Here is a 17,424-nt window from a genome sequence, read left to right as displayed (position 1 = left end):
AGGGAAGTCCATGAACCGCGAATCGATCAATGCCAAGAACGCGCCCGACCCGCGCGGTGGTTACTCGCAAGCCGTGAAGATCGAGGATTTCAAGACGCTGGTGTTCATCAGCGGCCAGATCCCCGTTTCGGACGACGACAAGGTGCCGGAGGGTTTCGAGGCGCAAGCCCGGCTTGTCTGGCGCAATATCGATGCCCAGTTGAAGGCTGCCGGCATGGCGAAGTCCGACCTCGTCAAGGTCACGACCTACCTTTCCGACCGCCACCACGCCACCGCCAATCGCGAGATCCGCAGCGACTATCTTGGCGCCAACGCGCCGGCGATGAGCGTCGTCATCTGCTCGATCTTCGACGAGAAGTGGCTGCTGGAAGTCGAAGCCATAGCAGCGCAATAGAAAGCCGGATCTGGGATGTTCAGAAAAATCCTCATCGCCAACCGCGGCGAAATCGCCTGCCGCGTCATCCGCACCGCCCGGCAGGTGGGCGTTTCGACGGTCGCCGTCTTTTCCGATGCCGACCGCGATGCGCTGCATGTCGCGATGGCCGACGAGGCGATCCGCATCGGCCCGGCGGAGGCGGCAAAAAGCTACCTGAACATTCCGGCGATCATCGAGGCGGCCAAGGCGAGCGGCGCCGAAGCCGTGCATCCCGGCTACGGGTTCCTGTCGGAAAACCCGGATTTCGTCGAGGCGGTGGAGGCGGCCGGCCTCGTCTTCATCGGTCCTTCGGCGAGCGCCATCCGCGCCATGGGCCTCAAGGATGCGGCCAAGGCGCTGATGGAAAAGGCGGGCGTGCCCGTCGTGCCCGGCTACCATGGCGAGCGGCAGGACGCCGCCTTCCTTGCCGGCGAGGCCGAGGCCATGGGCTATCCGGTGCTGATCAAGGCGCGCGCCGGCGGTGGCGGCAAGGGCATGCGGCGTGTCGAGCGCCCCGCCGATTTTGCCGCCGCGCTGGAAAGCGCCCGGCGCGAGGGCGAAAGCGCCTTCGGCGACGGCCGCGTGCTCGTCGAAAAATACATGACGAAACCCCGCCACATCGAGGTGCAGGTTTTCGGCGATAAACACGGCAATGTCGTGCACCTTTTCGAGCGCGACTGCTCCCTCCAGCGCCGGCACCAGAAGGTGATCGAGGAGGCCCCGGCCCCCGGCATGACGGCGGAAATGCGCGCGGCGATGGGGCAGGCTGCGGTGCGAGCAGCCGCAGCGATCGGCTATAGCGGCGCCGGCACCGTCGAGTTCATCGCCGACGTCTCCGAGGGGCTCCGGCAGGACCGCTTCTACTTCATGGAAATGAACACGCGCCTCCAGGTCGAGCATCCCGTGACGGAGGCGATCACCGGCCTCGACCTCGTCGAATGGCAGCTCCACGTCGCCGCTGGCGGACCGTTGGCGAAACGGCAGGAGGAGCTTTCGATTAACGGCTGGGCCTTCGAGGCGCGGCTCTACGCGGAAAACCCGGCGCGCGATTTCCTGCCCGCGACCGGCCGCCTCTCCGTCTTTGACCTGCCGCAGGACGCCCGCACCGATTCCGGCGTGCGTGCCGGCGACCTGATCACGCCCTATTACGACCCGATGATCGCCAAGGTGATCGTGCACGGCCGCACCCGCGCGGAGGCGTTGGCAAAGCTGGAAACGGCGCTCGAAACCTGCCGCGTCGGCGGGGTCACGACCAATGCCGGTTTCCTCGCCCGCCTCTGCCGCCTGCCGGCCTTTGCGGCGGGCGACGTCGATACGGGCCTGATCGGCCGCGCGGGCGAAAGCCTGCTCAACGAACCCGACGCCTCGGAGGAGGCCTTTGCGCTGGCCGCTTTGTCGGCGCTCGGTTTCCTCGAAGCCCCGGCCGATCCGGATCCATGGGGCCATCTCCGCAGCTTCCGGCTGTGGGGCGAGGCGGCGCAGACGGTTTTCCTTGATCACGGCGATGCGGAACATGCGCTGCGCGTGACAGCGCGCGAGAAAAATCGCTTCCATGTCGAACATAACGGCATCATCACCGATATCGCCGTGAAATCGACCGACGGACGTTCCGTCCGCGTAGCGTTTGAAGACCGGGTTTTGTCCGCAACCGTGCATCGCGAAGGGACTGATATCCTCGTCTTCTTCGCCGGCCACGCCCACACCTTCGCTATCGCCGAAGAGGCCGGCCATCATGGCGAGGCGACGGCTGGCGGCGATCGGCTTTCGGCCCCCATGCCAGGACTGGTCCGCATCGTCTCGGCAGAGCCGGGTGCGCGCGTCGCCAAGGGTGATGCGCTCGTCACCATGGAGGCGATGAAGATGGAGCTGGTGCTGGCAGCACCCCGCGATGGCGTGGTGGCGACGGTGCCGGTCGCGGTCGGCGATCAGGTGGCGGAAGGCGCGCTGCTGCTCTCGCTGGAGCCCGAGGAGGCCGCATGAGCCGGCGCATCGAAATCGTCGAGATGGCGGCCCGCGACGGGTTGCAGAACGAGAAGGCGATCATCCCGTCTGCCGACAAGATCGCGCTGATCGACCTCTTGTCGGATTGCGGCTTCCAGCGCATCGAGGCGACGAGTTTCGTCAGCCCCAAATGGGTGCCGCAGCTTGCCGATGGCGCCAAGGTGATGGCCGGCATCGCGCGCCGGCCGGGCCTTTCCTATGCGGCGCTGGTGCCCAACATGAAGGGCTACGAGGCGGCGAAGGCCGCCGGCGTCGACGAGGTTGCCGTCTTCCTCTCGGCCTCCGAAGGCTTTTCCCGCGCCAATCTCAACTGCTCGATCGCCGAAAGCATCGAGCGCGCCCGGCCGGTCGCCGAAGCGGCAAAGGCGGACGGCATTCCGCTGCGCGGTTATGTCAGTTGCGTCGTGCAGTGCCCCTATGATGGCCCGGTGGAGCCTTGCGCGGTGGCGCGTGTCACCGGACAGCTCCTGCGTCTCGGCTGCCACGAGGTGAGCCTTGGCGATACGATCGGCCGCGCCAAGCCGGGCGAGGTTGCGGCCATGCTGGATGTCGTGCTCGCCGTCGCCTTTCCGGAAAATCTCGCCGGCCATTTCCACGATACGAACGGGCTGGCGCTCGACAATATCCGCGTGGCGCTCGATCACGGGCTCACCGTCTTCGACGCCTCGGTCGGCGGGCTCGGCGGCTGCCCCTATGCGCCGGGCGCACGCGGCAATGTTGATACGCTCGCCGTCGCCGACATGCTGGCGGCCGAGGGATACGAGACAGGGCTCGACCGGGAGAAACTGGCGGCGGCCGCGGCCTTTGCCCGGCAGATCACCGGCAAGAGCACCGCCAGGAAAAGTGCCTAGCGATTTGCGCCCGCACTGCGCAGAGGAGGTACAGCCAATGCATTTCGAAACGATTTCCATATCCGTCGATCGGCGCGGCGTGGCATCGCTGACGCTTCGCCGCCACGCGCAGCACAATGCGCTTTCGGGCCTGATGATCCGCGAATTGACGGCCGTCGCGAGCCTGCTGGGCGAGGACAAGGCGGTGCGCGTCGTCGTGCTGACAGGCGAGGGCGAGAGTTTTTGCGCGGGCGGCGACCTGAACTGGATGAAGGAGCAGATGGCCGCCACCCGCGAGGCGCGCATCGCGGAGGCGCGCCGGCTCGCCTTGATGCTGAAGGCGCTGCGCGACCTGCCGAAACCGTTGATCGCCCGCGTCAACGGCCAGGCCTATGGTGGCGGCGTCGGCCTGATCAGCGTTTGCGACGCGGCGATCGCCGTGGAAGGCGCCCGCTTCGGCCTGACGGAAACCCGCCTCGGCCTTATCCCCGCAACGATCAGCCCCTATGTCGCCGCCCGCATCGGCCCCGCGGCCCTGCTGCGCTTCGCCACCTCCGCTCGCCTGTTCGACGCGCCGACCGCGCGTGGCATCGGGCTCGTCAGCGGTGTCGCCGCGGGTGACGAACTGGATGGGGCGATCGAGGCGGAGATCACGCCCTATTTCGCGGCCTCTCCTGAAGCGGTGGCGGCCACCAAGGCGCTGGCGCACGCGCTGGCTCCGCCGATCGACGAGAAGGTGATCGAGATGACGCTGACGCGGCTTGCCGATACCTGGGAAACGCCGGAAGCGGCGGAGGGAATTGCGGCGTTTCTGGAGAAGCGCAAGCCGGGGTGGGTGCCGGGGGATACAACGAAATAACGCCCTGCGGTCCTGGCTTTGCCCCTCACCCTAACCCTCTCCCCGCAAGCAGGGAGAGGGGACGTGGCCCACGTAACGCTTTTGGATGGGAAGCCGGCGCGGCACATCTCCTTCGCCCCGTTTACGGGGAGAAGGTGGCCGGCAGGCCGGATGAGGGGCTTTGCGGCCTCGCTACTCGATGAACACCCGAACGCTCGCCGCCCGCCCAGCCGCGTCGATCACCGTCAGCGTCGAGAAACCGGCACCTTCCGGCATCCACTGCGTCGTGCGCCGGCGGGAGGCGTCCGGCAGGACCTTGCCGTTGGCGAGCCAGCGGAAGGGCGCGCGGCCGCCTTGCAGCTTCAGCACGAGCGGTGAGATATCCGTGCTCGTGGTGGCGCCGAGTTCCACATGGGCGCCTTCCGGCGGGTAGATGATTTCCGGCGCCGGCTCGCGCGCCACCGTTGCGACGAGGCCGCCCGTCGTGGTGGAGAAGCGGCGCAGGCTGGCGGGCAGTTCGGCCTGCGCGATGCGCACGGCGCCGGACGGCGCGCGCGGGAGCGCGGTGATGGCGATGCCGGAGCGCGAGAAGGCCTCGAAAAGGATGGGGGCGGCGGCGCCATAGCCGGTCAGGCCGGGCACGGCGCCGTTATCGGCACGGCCGACCCAGACGCCGAGCACATGGCGGCCATCGTAGCCGACGGACCAGGCGTCGCGGTAGCCGTAGCTGGTGCCGGTCTTGTAAGCGATGCCGAGGCGGCGGCTGCCGGTCGGCGGGGTGACGCCGGAAAGCACGTCGGAAACCTGCCAGGTGGCGACGGGGTCGAGCAGCGGTTCGCCCTCGATTTGCGACGCGTTGCGCGAAATGCCGTCGCCGAGCCGCACCGGCATGCCGCGATTGGCGAGCGCCGCATAGAGCTGGGTGAGCTCGCGCAGCGTCACGCCAACGCCGCCAAGGCCGATCGCGAGCCCCGGCGTTTCGCCCGGCGGCAGTTCCGCATGCACCTCGGCGCGACGGAAGCGCACCATCAGCCGCGTCGGGCCGACAGCCTCCAGCAGGCGCACGGCGGGCACGTTCAACGACAGTTGCAGCGCTTTGCGCACACTGACATCACCTTGATAGGTCATGTCGAAATTGCGCGGGCGATAACCGGAAAAGTCGGACGGCCGATCCTCGACGATCGTCTCCTGTGCGACCAGGCCCTCCTCGAAGGCAAGCCCATAGATGAAGGGTTTCAGCGCGGAACCGGGCGAGCGGCGGATGCGCGTCATGTCGATCCAGCCGGCGCGGCTGCCATCAAAGTAGTCCGCCGAGCCGACCTCGCCGAGAATCTCGCCGGTGCGGGCATCCGCCATCACCATGGCGATCGAGATTTTCGCGCCGAGTCGTTCGGCGGCCTCGCGGGCGACGGTTTCCAGCCCGTCCTGCACCGTGCGGTCAAGCGTCGTCCTGTGTTCGGTCGCCTTCGGGTCCTTGCGCAGCGCCATTTCGGAAAGATGGGCGGCATAGGAGGGGAGCTGGCGACGACGATCCGGCACGGCTTCGGCGGAGGCGCGTTCCGCCTCGCCCTCGCCGATGATCTCGGAGACCGCCATGCGGTTCAGCACGCGCTCGCGGGCCTTTTCCGCCACCGCACGGTGCCGGTCCGGCCGGCGCTTTTCCGGAAGCTGCGGCAGGGCGACGAGCAGGGCGGCCTCGGCCACCGAAAGCCGCTTCGGCTCCTTGCCGAACCAGGCGAGGCTTGCGGCGCGAACCCCTTCCAGATTGCCGCCATAGGGGGCGAGCGTCAGGTAGAGATCGAGGATTTCCGCCTTGGAGAGCCGCCGTTCGAGCTGGATGGCGCGGGCCATCTGGCGCAGTTTCGCCAGCATCGAGCGGTTTTCGCGCGGCTCGATCAGGCGGGCGACCTGCATGGAGAGCGTCGAGGCGCCCGAAACGATGCGGCCGTTGGTGACGAACTGCCCGGCGGCGCGCAGCAGCGCCAGCGGGTCGATGCCGGCGTGCTCGTTAAAGCGCCGGTCCTCATAGGCGACGAGCATGCGCAGGAACTGCGGGTCGACATCGGCCGCCGTGGTCTTCAGCCGCCAGAGGCCATCCGGCGTGGCGAAGGCGCGCAGCAGCCGGCCGTCGCGGTCAAGCACTTCCTTGGACACGGTGCCGGCAACCGCGATCGGCGGCGGATAAGCCTTGTCGGCATAGTCGAGGCCGAAGGCGAGGGCGGCGATGGACGCCGCCCCGCCAAGGGAGCCGATAACGAGCTTGCGCCAGAGCGCCATGGACTGGTCCTCTTACTCGGCCTTGACGACCTGCATGCGGCCGGTCGCCGTGCGGGCGGAGTATTGCGGACGGTACATGTCCTCCACCTGCGCGGCCGGATGGTCATAGGTACCGGGGGTGACGGCGCGCACGACATAGGCGAGCGTCACTTCGCGGGTATCGCCCCCGCTGCGGTTGAAGGCAGCGACGAAACGATCATAGCGGAACTCCGTATGCGCCGGCTCCACTTCGCCGACCCAGTCGAAATTCGCCAGTTTCGCGCTGTCGACGAGGCTCGGATTGTCGATCTCGAAGCCGGCCGGCAGCAGGTCCGTGATGATGATGCGTGACGGCCAGTCGTTGCTCTCCGTCACCTTCAGCACCACGACGTAACGCTCGTTTTGGGTCGCCTCGGAGACGTTCGCCTCCTCGCCGTCGAGCGTGTAATAGGTGCGCTCGATGGCAAAGCCGTCGCCGCCGGCCGGCAGCGGGTCCACCGGGGCCGCGACGGTGGTGAGCACGGCCGAGACCGGCTCGCCGGTGCGGTTGGCGACCGTCAGCGGGTTTTCAAGCAGGGCCTTGCCGGTCATCTGCGCGGCATAGCCGCCATCGCGGGCGACGCCGTTGATTTCAAGCTTCAGGTCCTTGTCGGCGTCCTTCACGGAGCGGGCGGCAAGCAGCATCCAGGTCTGTTCCTGCGTGCTGGTCCAGCGCTTTTCTTCCCATTGCTTGGCGACGATCTTCGTCAGTTGCGGAATGATGTCCGGAACCGGACGGGCTTCGGCGGCGAGCGCCAGAACGGCGGCCCCGTCACGCAGCGAAGAACCATAATCGTTGCGCGAGAGGCTGGCGTTCAGGATGCTGTCGCGCGAGAGGCCGAGCGCATTCGAAAAGATCGTCATCGAACGCTGGGCATCGCCATAGAGGCCAAGCGCTGCGGCAAGATGGGCGCGCGACAGCGGCGAGGAAAACTCCGAGAGCTTCGTGTCGGCATAGTAGCGCAGGTCGCTGATCGCGGCCTTGCGGTTGCGGGCAAGCACGTAGAGCGCATAGGCGATCTCGTTGCCCTGGTTGGTGACATTCACGTCGTAGGAGATGGCGTTCTGCAGGTTTGAGAGCGCCTGAAGCATGGCCTGCTCCGGCACGTCGAACTTCTGTTCGCGGGCCCGCGTCAGGAAGTCGGTGACGAAGGAATCGAGCCAGAGATCGCCGTAACCCGGACCCCAGAGGCCGAAGCTGCCCGAAGACGACTGATAGGCGAGCACGCGGTAGATCGCATCCTGCACGCGCTTCTGCGTCTCCGTGTCTTCCGGCAGGCCGGATTGCTTGGAGAGCTCGCTGAGATAGAGCAGCGGCAGGGCGCGGCTCGTCGTCTGCTCGGCGCAGCCATAGGGGTAGCGGTCGAGCGCCATCAGCAGTGCCGGGATGTCGAAGGCGGCAGCGCGCGAGACGCTGAGGCTGACGGAGGCGCCGGCAAGCTGGCTGTCGGCGAGCAATTGGTCGTCGATCGTAAGGCTGCCGTTTGCGGCGATCTCGATCGGCCGGCGCGTGGTGATCGGCATGGCGGCCGGGCGCACCGGAATGTTGAGCGCCTGTTCGAGCGACATGCCCGCACCGTTCGAGAGTTTTACGGTGACGACGCCGTCGCCGACCTCGCCGCCGATCAGCGGCAGGGTGAGCGCGGACTTTGCACCGGGTTCGAGGCGCAGAGTCTGGCCGGTGCCGGTCTGCTCGACCATCACCGACGCATTGTGCGTGATCTCGACCGTGTAGTCGCCGGCAGGCGCATCCGTGTTGGCGATGTCGAGCCTCAGGTCGGCGCGGTCCCCGGGGGAGAGGAACTTCGGCAGGCTGGCGGTCACGACGACCGGATCGCGGATGATGACATCCTTCGTGGCGCTGCCGACACCGGTCTTCGTCCAGGCGACGGCCATGAGGCGGGCCGTGCCGTTGAACTGCGGAATGTCGAAGCTGACCTTGGCCTTGCCTTCCGCGTCGAGCTTTACGGGGCCGGAGAAGAAGGCGACGAGCTTTTCGGTCGGCGGGTTGCCCTGGAGAGCGCCTTCGCCGCCGTCGCCGCCGGTGCGCAGCCGCCCGGTGGCGCCGAGCGAGCCGTCGATCAGGCGGCCGTAGAGGTCGCGGATTTCCATGCCGAGGCGGCGCTGGCCAAAGTACCAGCCGGCCGGATCGGGCGCTTCATAGCGGGTGAGGTTGAGGATACCGACGTCGACGGCGGCAACCGTGACATAGGCGTCCTCGTTGGCGCCCGCACCGGCGACCTGGAGCGAGATTTCGAGCGCCTGGCGCGGCAGCGTCTTTTCCGGCACGTCGAGCGCGACGTTGAGCTTGCGCTCCGCGGGGTCGACCTTCAGCCAGGTGATGCCGATCGCGCGCATCGGCATGCGGCTTTCGCGGTCCGCACCGGGGCGGAACAGCGTCGCGGTGACGTAGGAGCCGGGGCCCCATTCCTCGGTGATCGGGATTTCCACCTCGCCGCCCTCGGCGCCGATGGCGGCGGTCTGGGTGGCGATCAGGCTTTCGGCGCCGATGGTGATGAGAACCTGGCCGGCATGGCGCGGCGAAATCTTCAGCTTCGCCGTGTCGCCGACCGTATAGTTTTCTTTGTCGAGCGAGATTTCCAGCGCGTCGGGCGTTTCCGTCGAGGTGGCGGCGACGTACCAGCCAGCATCGAATTCGATGCTGGTGGCCGGGCCGTCCGGCTCGGCGCTTTCCACTTCCAGGCGGTAGCGGCCCCAGGTGACGGGAACCGAGATCTGGCCGCCATCTACCGTGGCATCGACAGTACCGTTGGCCAACTGCTTGGTCGAAAGCACCGGCTCATACCGCCATGAGCTGCCGTCGCGATACCATTGGTAGTTCCGCTCGACGGCGAGCAGCTTCCAGGGCATGCCCTGCATCACCTGCTTTGCGCCATCGGCACCAACAGCGATGACGTTGAAATTCGCGACGCTGTTTTCCGTAAGCTCGTCCTTGAACTCCGGCTTGATGCCGATCATCGGGCCGGTCGCCTTGACCGGCAGGGTGAGCGAACGCTCGACGGCGCGCCCGCCGGCTTCCGTCATGCGCAGCGTCACGAGCGCTTCGAGGCGTTGCGTCGTCGCGGGCAGGTCGGTGACATTGACGTCGAAGGTCGCCTTGCCGTCGTCGTCGAGCACGTCGAGGCCTACCAGCGCCGTGCTGCTGGCCTCGATCGCCTCTTCATCCGCCAGACCGAAGACATAATCGGGATAAGCGGTGTCCGCGCGCGTCGGCTTCAGCGTGACATCGCCCTCGATCTCCAGGCCCGCACCTGGCGCGCCGTAGAGATAGCGGCCTTCCACGGATACCTGCGCCGGAACGCCGGTTTCGATGGCCTTGGCCTCACTCGTCATGTCGAATTCGATGCGATCCGGCACGAAATCGTCGACGAGGAACTGCTTTTCGCCGATCGCCGTACCCTTGGGGTCGGTATAGACCTGCATGGTCCAGGTGCCGCGCATGCTGTTGGCCTGCAGCGGCAGGTCCACAGCATGGCCGCCGAGGGCTGCGCCGTCGCTGACGATGCGGCGATCTTCCACGCCGTCCGGCCGGTTGAAGACGAAGGTGAGCGGCAGTTTCTCGACGGCATTCGCCTCGATGTCGCGGGCAAGCGCCGTCGCATGCACCGTCTCGCCGGCGCGGTAGATGCCGCGCTCGGTCCAGGCGAGCACATCGATCGCGCCCGGTGCCGGGCGGCCGGTGACGCCGCGGTCGGAAAGGTCGAAGCCGGCGCGCGTCATGTCGAGGAAGACGAAGTCCGAATCGCCCTTTTTCGCGAGGATCACGGCGGGCGTCATGGCGGCGGTGCCGCGCATCAGGCCGGCGGTAAAGGTCGCGCGGCCGTCCGCATCGGTCGTCGCGGTGCCGAGCACTTCGTTGTTCTTGGCGATCAGCTGGAGTTCGACACCGTCGATGGGTGCGGCACTGTCCAGCGAGCGGGCGAAGACGTTGAGGCCGTCCGTGCCGGCATAGGTGGTGAGGCCGACGTCGGAGACGACGAACCACTGGGTGGCCTTCGCCTCCCATTCGTTGGTGCGGCCGTTCGAGGCGGCGGCGGTCAACACGTAGACGCCGGGCTTGCGCTCCGGCAGGGCCTCGTCGACCGGGAAGCTGGTGACGACGTCCTTGTTGAGCTCTGGCGAAATGTCGATCTTGCCCTGCCAGACGAGCTGGCCGCTCTGGCTTTCGATGCGTTCGGCCGAATAGCCGTCGAGCTGCGTGAGGAACTGGCTGTCGGCGAGCAGCGAGGCGATGGCGCGGTCGCCCACGCGGTAGAGCTTCAGGTCGGCGCTGTCGGTGTTGACCGAGACGATCGGGATGCCGCGGCGCGCGCTGCCCGGCAGCACGAAGCTGTCGCCGGTGAAGCGCACCATGGAGGCGCGGTCCTGCACGTAGATGTCGAGGTCGACCATGGATGCCAGCGGCTCGTCGACGGCGGACGGCAGGCCGGGGCGGAAGGCGATCTTGTAGCGCTGGCCATGGGTCAGGCCCTCGACGCAGATCTGCCGGTCCTTGGCGTCCACGGCCTTGGGAGCGGCACCGTCCAGCGTGACGAAGGAGGCGTAGTCGGCACCCGACTTGACGAGCGGCTCGGAGAATTCGACGCAAGCGCGCGGCGTCGCGCTGTCCGAATCGATCGTGTGGTTGACGATGCGGAAACCCTGGCGCGCGCGAAGCCCCAGATAGGCCGAGCGCACCGCGACGTCGTCCTTCAGGTCCAGGCTCGCCTTGTAGGCGTTGATGCCGGCGCGGTAGTTGCTCGACTTGTCGAGCGTGTCGGCAAGCACGGCGAGCGCCCTGGCGCGGGTCTCGGTCGTGCGCGAGAGCTCATAGGCGTTGATGGCGGCGAGCGCGCCCTGGCTGGCGAGATAGCTGTTGTTGAAGGCGCGCGCCATCGACTCGGCCGTCTCCATCCAGAGATAGTAGTCGTCCGGCGCGAGCGACAGGGCGCCCCTGAAGGCGGTCAGCGCGTAGTCGAAGCGGCCGGATGCCGTCTCGATGCGGCCAAGCGAGGCGAGGCTTTCAGCACCCTGGCCCTGCTGGTCGGCGGCAAGCGACAGGCCGTTGCGGAAGGAGCGGGCGTCGCTCATCATATATTCGGTGATGAACGGCAGGGCGGCCGGCGCGCCGATATCGGCTGCCGTGTCGGCCTTGACGATCTTGCCGGCAATCGCGCCCTGGAAGGGGTTGAGCTGGTTGAAATCGCTCTTCAGGAAGCACCATTTCACCTTGGGATTGTAGGTGAAGGCGCGGCAGGAAAGGTCGTCGACGCAGTCGGCCTTGCACTGGTCCAGCGTCACGTCCTGCACGGTGCGCAGATCAAAGCCGAAATAATCGCGGTTTTCCGTCGTCACGACGGTGCGCGTCTCCTGGGCGCTGGCGGGAAGGGGAGGGGAGGCCACGGCCATAAGAAGAAGTGCCGAGAAACCGAAGAATGCGCGCATAGACATCAAGTCCTCCTCAAGCAATTCCAGCAAAAGGGCAAAACGCGGTTTTGCGTCCGGAATTGCGTAAAAACCAAGAATTAGGGCGTTTGCGCGCTTCGAAGAAAAGCGGAAATGCTCTAACGCTGCCCGTCTCGTTGCCGCCGCCACTGTCCAGACCCGGGATCGGCTTGTCAATCGAAAGACAGGGCGCGTCGGGGAGGCCGGAAGGGGTGGCGCATGGAACCAGGGGGAAGACGTTTCAGATCTGCCGTTCAATCGCCGGAAATGCGAAAATTTTGCCCGATGGCGCGTTAACCTTTTGTTAACCATATGCGCGCAGACTTGTTTTCATCGACGGGCATTCCTCTGTCATACCGCTGTAATAGCGGCTCGGTAGAACCTCGTCAGACACGAAAGTCGTGTTTCGCACAGCAGTGACCACGGATGTACTGGCACCGCGCGAAGCACTTCCCCGGCTAGGTCGGGATGAGGAAGCGGGGGGATAACCCTCGCTTTTTTCATTTCCGGCGCCCCCTCGCGCCGGCTTCGCGCTGGACCCTCCCCGACGTTTGGCCTACCCATGACGCCTGTAAGGCGGCTGTCCGTCGTCTCTCATTCCCCTGTTTTCCGGACGGTTTCATGTCGGACGTCGCCCTCAATGTCTTGCCCATCTTCGCGCTGATCCTGATCGGCTGGGTGCTCGTGCGCACCCGTTATCTGCGGGAGGAGCTGGGCGAGGGGCTTGGCGAATTCGTCTTCCGCGTGGCGGTTCCGGTGCTGCTGTTCCGCACGATTGCCGAGGCGGATTTTGCCGGCGAATCGCCGCTGCGCATCTGGCTTGCCTATTTCGCCGGCGTCGCCGTCACCTGGACGATCGCCCATCTGGTGGCGACGCTCGGCTTCAAGCGCGACCGGCGCATCGGCGTGCTCGCCGGCGTCTCCTCCGCCTTCGCCAATACGGTCTTCATCGGCCTGCCGCTCGTCTCGCGCATCGTGGGTGAGGACGGGCTGGTGGCGATCTCCGTGCTGCTCTCCGTGCACCTGCCGGTCATGATGATCGCCGGCACCGTGCTGATGGAGCGTGCGGAGCGCAAAAGTGGCACGCGCGAGCCGCAGCGTTTCGGCGCCCTGCTGCTCGGCATCGGCAAGAGCCTCGTGCGCAATCCGCTGGTGATCGGCCTTGCGGCCGGTGCGCTGTTCCATGTCGGCGGCGTGCCGCTCGCGGGGCCGGTCAAGGTGGTGGTCGACCAGTTGGCGGCGACGGCGGCACCGGCAGCCCTCGTCTCGATCGGCATGGCGCTCAACAAGTACAAGGTCGGCGGCAATGCCGGCATCGCGTTCGCCATGACCAGCCTCAAGCTCGTTCTGCTGCCGGGCTGCGTCTATGTCGCGTGCCGGCTTTTGGGCCTCAGCCCGGAATGGACGGCCGCGATGGTGCTGACCTCTTCGGTGCCGACCGGCGTCAATGCCTGGCTGCTCGCCAACCATTTCGGTGTCGGCCACGCGCTCGCCTCCTCGACGATCACCATGACGACGGCGCTCGGCGTCTTCACCGTCTCCTTCTGGGCCTGGCTACTCACCTGACGGCAACAAAAAACCCGGCACGAAGGCCGGGTTTTGTCGTCTCGGATGCGGGCCGCTTTTATTGAGCCGGCTTTTCCGTGGTGCCTTCGGTGGTCGTGCCTTCGGCCGGTGCCGTCCCTTCGGTCGTCGTCGTGGCGGCTGCGCCGCCATCCGCCGGGGCTGCGCCCTCGGTGGTCGTCGCCGCGCCATCGGCGGGAGCGGCACCTTCGGTGGTGGTTGCACCCTCGGTCGTGGCAGCAGCGCCTTCGTTCGATGCGGTCGGCAGGGCCGCCGGGCTGTCGGAAAGCGTGCGCAGGTAGGCGATCAGGTTGGCGCGCTCGTCGTTCTTCTTGAGACCGGCAAAGCCCATGGCGGTGCCCGGAACGTGCTTCTTCGGTGCTTCGAGGAAGAAGTTCAGGTGGTCATAGTCCCACACGACCTTGTGGCCTTCGGAGAAGGTGGTCATGCCGGCGGAATAGCTGAAGCCTTCATGCGAAGCGATCGGGCGGTTCACGATGTCCCAGAGACCGGGTCCGACCTTGTTCGGTCCGCCCTTCTCTGGGGTGTGACAGCTCGCACATTTCTTGAAGACGGTCTCGCCGGCGCCGGCATCGGCGGTGGCGAGCAGGGTCGCGATCGGAACAGCTGCGGGGGCGTCGCCGCCCGCTTCCTCGCCGCCGGTCTCCTCGGCCACGATGGCAAAACCTTCCTTCTCGGGGTGCGCCGAGTGGAAAATGCCTTCAGAAGCGATCGACACGGACATCAGTACGAAGACGGTGCCCAATAGGGCACCCACGCCCATGTTCACATAAGAGTTCATCCAAACGCTCCCCTAGGAACCAGCGGACATGCGCCGGCCAGTCTTGAAATCGCGCGGAACCTATGTCTTTTGCTGCTTCGTTGCAACAGTGATTGTAGCCCCCGCACTGAGACGTTTTGACACTTTTCCCGGGGGTTTTGAAGGGCCTGAGATGAAACCCGCCAATTTTGACACGACCCTCGTCCTCATTCCGGCGCGCATGGCCTCGACGCGGCTTCCGGGCAAGCCGCTGGCCGATATTGCCGGCCTGCCGATGATCGTGCAGGTGGCCCGCCGGGCGGCCGCGGCCGATGTCGGTCGTGTCGTCGTGGCCGTCGATCATACGGATATTTTTGACGCTGTCGTGGCAGCGGGCTTCGAGGCGGTGATGACCCGGGTCGATCACCAGTCCGGTTCCGACCGCATCTACGAGGCGCTGACCAAGAGCGACCCGGAGGGCCGCGCCGAGATCATCATCAACGTGCAGGGCGATCTGCCGACGATCGACCCGGAAACGATCCGCGCCGCCCTCCGCCCGCTGGAAAACGCCTCGACCGACATCGCCACGCTGACGACCGAGATCAGCGACGAGGAAGAGAAGACCAATCCGAACGTCGTGAAGATCGTCGGCTCGCCGCTCAGCGACAGCCGCCTGCGCGCCCTCTATTTCACGCGCGCGACGGCGCCGCACGGCAAGGGCCCGCTCTACCACCACATCGGTCTCTATGCGTACCGCCGCAAGGCGCTGGAAGCCTTCGTCGCGCTGAAGCCCTCGACGCTGGAAAAGCGCGAATCATTGGAGCAGTTGCGGGCGCTCGAAGCCGGCATGCGCATCGATGCCGAGATCGTCGATACCGTGCCGCTCGGCGTCGATACCCCGGCCGACCTCGAAAAAGCCCGCGCCATCCTCGCGGCCAACCCAGTCTGAGGCGAACCGTCATGATCATGAAGACCAACAAGATCGCCTTCCAGGGCGAGTTCGGCGCCAATTCGGACATGGCGAGCCGCGACATGTTCCCCAACATGGAGCCGCTGCCCTGCCAGACCTTCGAGGATGCCTTTCTCGCCGTGGAGAACGGCGATGCCGATCTCGGCATGATCCCGATCGAGAACACGATCGCCGGCCGCGTCGCCGATATCCACCATCTCCTGCCGGAATCGCGCCTGCACATCGTCGGCGAATATTTCATGCCGATCCGCTTCCAGCTCATGGTGCTGCCGGGCGTGACGAAGGATGAGATCCGCACCGTGCACAGCCATATCCATGCGCTCGGCCAGTGCCGCAAGATCGTCCGCCTCAACGGCTGGAAGCCGGTGATCGCCGGCGACACGGCCGGCGCGGCAAAGCTGGTGGCGGAAACCGGCGACCGCTCCATGGCGGCGCTTGCCCCGCGGCTTGCCGCCGATCTCTACGGCCTGTCGATCCTTCAGGAAAACGTCGAGGACACCGAAAGCAACATGACGCGTTTCGTCGTGCTGTCGCGCGACGAGAAGAAGGCGGAGCAGAGCGGCGACGATATCGTCGTCACCACCTTCGTCTTCAATGTGCGCAACATCCCGGCCGCCCTCTACAAGGCGCTCGGCGGTTTTGCCACCAACGGCATCAACATGACGAAGCTCGAAAGCTACCAGATCGGCGGCAAGTTCATCGCCACGCAGTTCTATGCCGATATCGAAGGCCATCCGGACGAGCCGCATGTCCGCCAGGCGCTGGAAGAACTGCGCTTCTTCTCCGAAAAGGTCCGCATCCTCGGCACCTACCGGGCGCATCCGATGCGGAGTGCTTTCTAACCTTTCCAGTCCAGCCAGTCGCGCATCAGCCGGTGCGCGATGGCACCTTTCGGCGGCGGGGTGGTGGAACCGGGGGCGACGCCCGAGGAGGCGCTGCGCTCGATCATCGCTGCGGTTTCCTCGCGGGTGAACCAGCGGCAATCTTCCAGTTCCTTGTCGTCGCGGTGGATCTCGAAGGAGATCGCCTCGCCGTAGCAGCCGATCATCAGCGAGTGCGGCATCGGCCAGGGCTGCGAGGCGTGGTAGCGCACGCGGCCGACCTTGATGCCGGATTCCTCGAATGTTTCGCGGCGCACCGTGTGCTCGATCGTCTCGCCGGGCTCAAGGAAACCGGCCAGGCACGAATACATGCCTTCCGGAAAATGCGGCGAGCGGCCGAGGAGACACAGGTCGCGCTCGATATCGATGACCAGCATGATCGCGACCGGGTCGGTGCGCGGGAAGATCGTGTGGCTGCACGCCTCGCAGACCCGGCGATAGCCGCCGATCTCCGAGCGCGTCGGTGAGCCGCACTTGCCGCAGAAGCGGTTGTTGCCGTTCCACGTCATCAGGCTGGAGGCCTGCGCGAACTGGCCGAGCAGGTCGTCGTCGAGCATCTGCTGGCGATAGAGCGTGCGCCCGTCCGTGGCCTTCAGCGGTTCCTGCAAGGTATCCGGATCGGCCCGCACGGGGATCGCCAGCCGCGGCTCGCCGTTCTTCAGGTAGCCGAGAAGGATGGATTCCTCCGGGATCGGGTCGAGTTCGGCAAGCTCGTAGGGCGCAAACAGCGGGTCGATGATCTTCTCGTCATGCTTGACGACGAGCTTGCCGCCGGCCAGCGCAAAGGCATGCACCGTCTCGGCCTTGAAGGCCTGCTCCAGGCAATCGGGCGCACGGTGCTCCGACTGGCGGTCGAGGCTGTTTTCCGCAAAGGCGACCATGGTGCTCGGTTCGGGATGCGGGCGGTAGAGATCGAAAAGCGATGGCTTCATGGCGAGAGCGCGTCCAGGATCTTGGCTGCAAAGGCCTTGGTGTCGTCGGCCGAGCGGGGTTCGGCGGCGCCGTAGCCCCAGACGGGGCCGGGCCAGTTCGGGTCACCTTCGCTGCGCGCGATGACATGGACGTGAAGCTGGCGCACGATATTGCCGAGCGCGCCCGTATTGATCTTCGTCGCCCCGGTCGCGGCCTTCAGCGCTTCGGCGACCAGCGTCGTCTCGAAGGCGAGCATGGTCTGGTCGAGCGGCGTCAGGTCGAAGATCTCGCTGACATCCGGGCGCTGCGGCACCAGCACCAGCCAGGGCCAGCGGCCATCCTTCATCAGGCGCAGTTCGCACAGGCCGATCTTCGTCAGGAGATCGCTGTCGCGCGCCAGCCGTTCATCGGGTCGAAATTCGCTCACGGGGGCCTCCGGCATGCTTGTTATGAGCAACTCCAGCAAAAGGGCGCTGCGGTTTTGCGTCCGGAATTGCGATCATGGAAGAGAGTC

The 17,424-nt window shown here is 66.2% G+C and carries 12 protein-coding genes; 7 read left to right on the top strand and 5 right to left on the bottom strand.

What is annotated here, in order from left to right; all coding sequences use genetic code 11:
- The first annotated feature begins 10 nt into the window (after positions 1–10).
- From GB927_RS14700 to GB927_RS14685, 4 genes are read left to right on the top strand one after another with little or no spacing between them, the layout of a single operon-like run.
- Positions 11–394 carry a RidA family protein gene (locus tag GB927_RS14700; protein WP_256117864.1) on the top strand — a complete coding sequence of 128 codons (384 nt, stop codon included), beginning with the start codon at positions 11–13 and terminating at the stop codon, positions 392–394.
- Positions 395–409: 15 nt separating this feature from the next.
- Positions 410–2,395, top strand: a complete 1,986-nt coding sequence (locus tag GB927_RS14695) for an acetyl-CoA carboxylase biotin carboxylase subunit (protein ID WP_256117862.1) — start codon at positions 410–412, stop codon at positions 2,393–2,395.
- Entirely contained in the window at positions 2,392–3,267 is an 876-nt protein-coding gene (locus tag GB927_RS14690; RefSeq protein ID WP_256117860.1) for a hydroxymethylglutaryl-CoA lyase, read from the top strand. Before GB927_RS14695 ends, GB927_RS14690 begins: the two co-directional genes overlap by 4 nt.
- A 37-nt stretch (positions 3,268–3,304) precedes the next feature.
- Positions 3,305–4,105, top strand: coding sequence for a crotonase/enoyl-CoA hydratase family protein (locus tag GB927_RS14685; RefSeq protein WP_256117859.1), 801 nt, complete (start codon positions 3,305–3,307; stop codon positions 4,103–4,105).
- A 171-nt stretch (positions 4,106–4,276) separates the two neighbouring features.
- On the opposite strand, the gene pbpC is transcribed toward GB927_RS14685, so the two are convergent.
- On the bottom strand, positions 4,277–6,361 hold the full coding sequence (gene pbpC, locus GB927_RS14680) for a penicillin-binding protein 1C (protein ID WP_256117858.1): 2,085 nt from the start codon (positions 6,359–6,361) through the stop codon (positions 4,277–4,279).
- 12 nt (positions 6,362–6,373) lie between these two features.
- Entirely contained in the window at positions 6,374–11,824 is a 5,451-nt protein-coding gene (locus GB927_RS14675) for an alpha-2-macroglobulin family protein (RefSeq protein ID WP_256118345.1), read from the bottom strand.
- A 621-nt stretch (positions 11,825–12,445) separates the two neighbouring features.
- On the opposite strand from GB927_RS14675, the gene GB927_RS14670 reads away from it, so the two are divergent.
- A complete protein-coding gene (locus GB927_RS14670; protein WP_256117857.1) occupies positions 12,446–13,390 on the top strand; it encodes an AEC family transporter in 945 nt (314 codons plus the stop codon).
- Positions 13,391–13,448: 58 nt separating this feature from the next.
- Here GB927_RS14670 and GB927_RS14665 read toward each other — a convergent pair whose 3' ends face one another.
- A complete protein-coding gene (locus tag GB927_RS14665; protein ID WP_256117856.1) occupies positions 13,449–14,189 on the bottom strand; it encodes a c-type cytochrome in 741 nt (246 codons plus the stop codon).
- A gap of 151 nt (positions 14,190–14,340) precedes the next feature.
- Between GB927_RS14665 and GB927_RS14660 the strand changes: the two genes are divergently transcribed.
- Entirely contained in the window at positions 14,341–15,096 is a 756-nt protein-coding gene (locus GB927_RS14660; protein WP_256117855.1) for a 3-deoxy-manno-octulosonate cytidylyltransferase, read from the top strand.
- An 11-nt stretch (positions 15,097–15,107) separates the two neighbouring features.
- On the top strand, positions 15,108–15,959 hold the full coding sequence (locus tag GB927_RS14655; RefSeq protein WP_256117854.1) for a prephenate dehydratase: 852 nt from the start codon (positions 15,108–15,110) through the stop codon (positions 15,957–15,959).
- On the opposite strand, the gene nudC is transcribed toward GB927_RS14655, so the two are convergent.
- Together nudC and GB927_RS14645 are read right to left on the bottom strand one after the other, a co-directional pair.
- On the bottom strand, positions 15,956–16,930 hold the full coding sequence (gene nudC, locus GB927_RS14650; RefSeq protein WP_256117853.1) for an NAD(+) diphosphatase: 975 nt from the start codon (positions 16,928–16,930) through the stop codon (positions 15,956–15,958). The two genes, GB927_RS14655 and nudC, sit on opposite strands and share 4 nt — an antisense overlap.
- Complete coding sequence (locus tag GB927_RS14645; RefSeq protein WP_256117852.1) at positions 16,927–17,352, bottom strand: HIT domain-containing protein; 426 nt, start codon at positions 17,350–17,352, stop codon at positions 16,927–16,929. The genes nudC and GB927_RS14645 overlap by 4 nt, the downstream gene beginning before the upstream one ends.
- Positions 17,353–17,424 lie beyond the last annotated feature (72 nt).

It is taken from the genome of Shinella lacus (assembly GCF_010994755.1).
GTDB lineage: Bacteria > Pseudomonadota > Alphaproteobacteria > Rhizobiales > Rhizobiaceae > Shinella > Shinella lacus.
The sequence above is the reverse complement of the archived record's forward strand: the minus strand, read 5'-3'. Positions and strand labels throughout refer to the sequence as shown.

Coding starts and splice junctions, on each gene's coding strand:
- nudC (WP_256117853.1), bottom strand. CDS start 16,930: ATGAAGCCATCGCTTTTCGATCTCTACCGCCCGCATCCCGAACCGAGC.
- GB927_RS14660 (WP_256117855.1), top strand. CDS start 14,341: ATGAAACCCGCCAATTTTGACACGACCCTCGTCCTCATTCCGGCGCGC.
- GB927_RS14670 (WP_256117857.1), top strand. CDS start 12,446: ATGTCGGACGTCGCCCTCAATGTCTTGCCCATCTTCGCGCTGATCCTG.
- GB927_RS14655 (WP_256117854.1), top strand. CDS start 15,108: ATGATCATGAAGACCAACAAGATCGCCTTCCAGGGCGAGTTCGGCGCC.
- GB927_RS14675 (WP_256118345.1), bottom strand. CDS start 11,824: ATGCGCGCATTCTTCGGTTTCTCGGCACTTCTTCTTATGGCCGTGGCC.
- pbpC (WP_256117858.1), bottom strand. CDS start 6,361: ATGGCGCTCTGGCGCAAGCTCGTTATCGGCTCCCTTGGCGGGGCGGCG.
- GB927_RS14700 (WP_256117864.1), top strand. CDS start 11: ATGAACCGCGAATCGATCAATGCCAAGAACGCGCCCGACCCGCGCGGT.
- GB927_RS14690 (WP_256117860.1), top strand. CDS start 2,392: ATGAGCCGGCGCATCGAAATCGTCGAGATGGCGGCCCGCGACGGGTTG.
- GB927_RS14695 (WP_256117862.1), top strand. CDS start 410: ATGTTCAGAAAAATCCTCATCGCCAACCGCGGCGAAATCGCCTGCCGC.
- GB927_RS14665 (WP_256117856.1), bottom strand. CDS start 14,189: ATGAACTCTTATGTGAACATGGGCGTGGGTGCCCTATTGGGCACCGTC.
- GB927_RS14645 (WP_256117852.1), bottom strand. CDS start 17,352: ATGCCGGAGGCCCCCGTGAGCGAATTTCGACCCGATGAACGGCTGGCG.
- GB927_RS14685 (WP_256117859.1), top strand. CDS start 3,305: ATGCATTTCGAAACGATTTCCATATCCGTCGATCGGCGCGGCGTGGCA.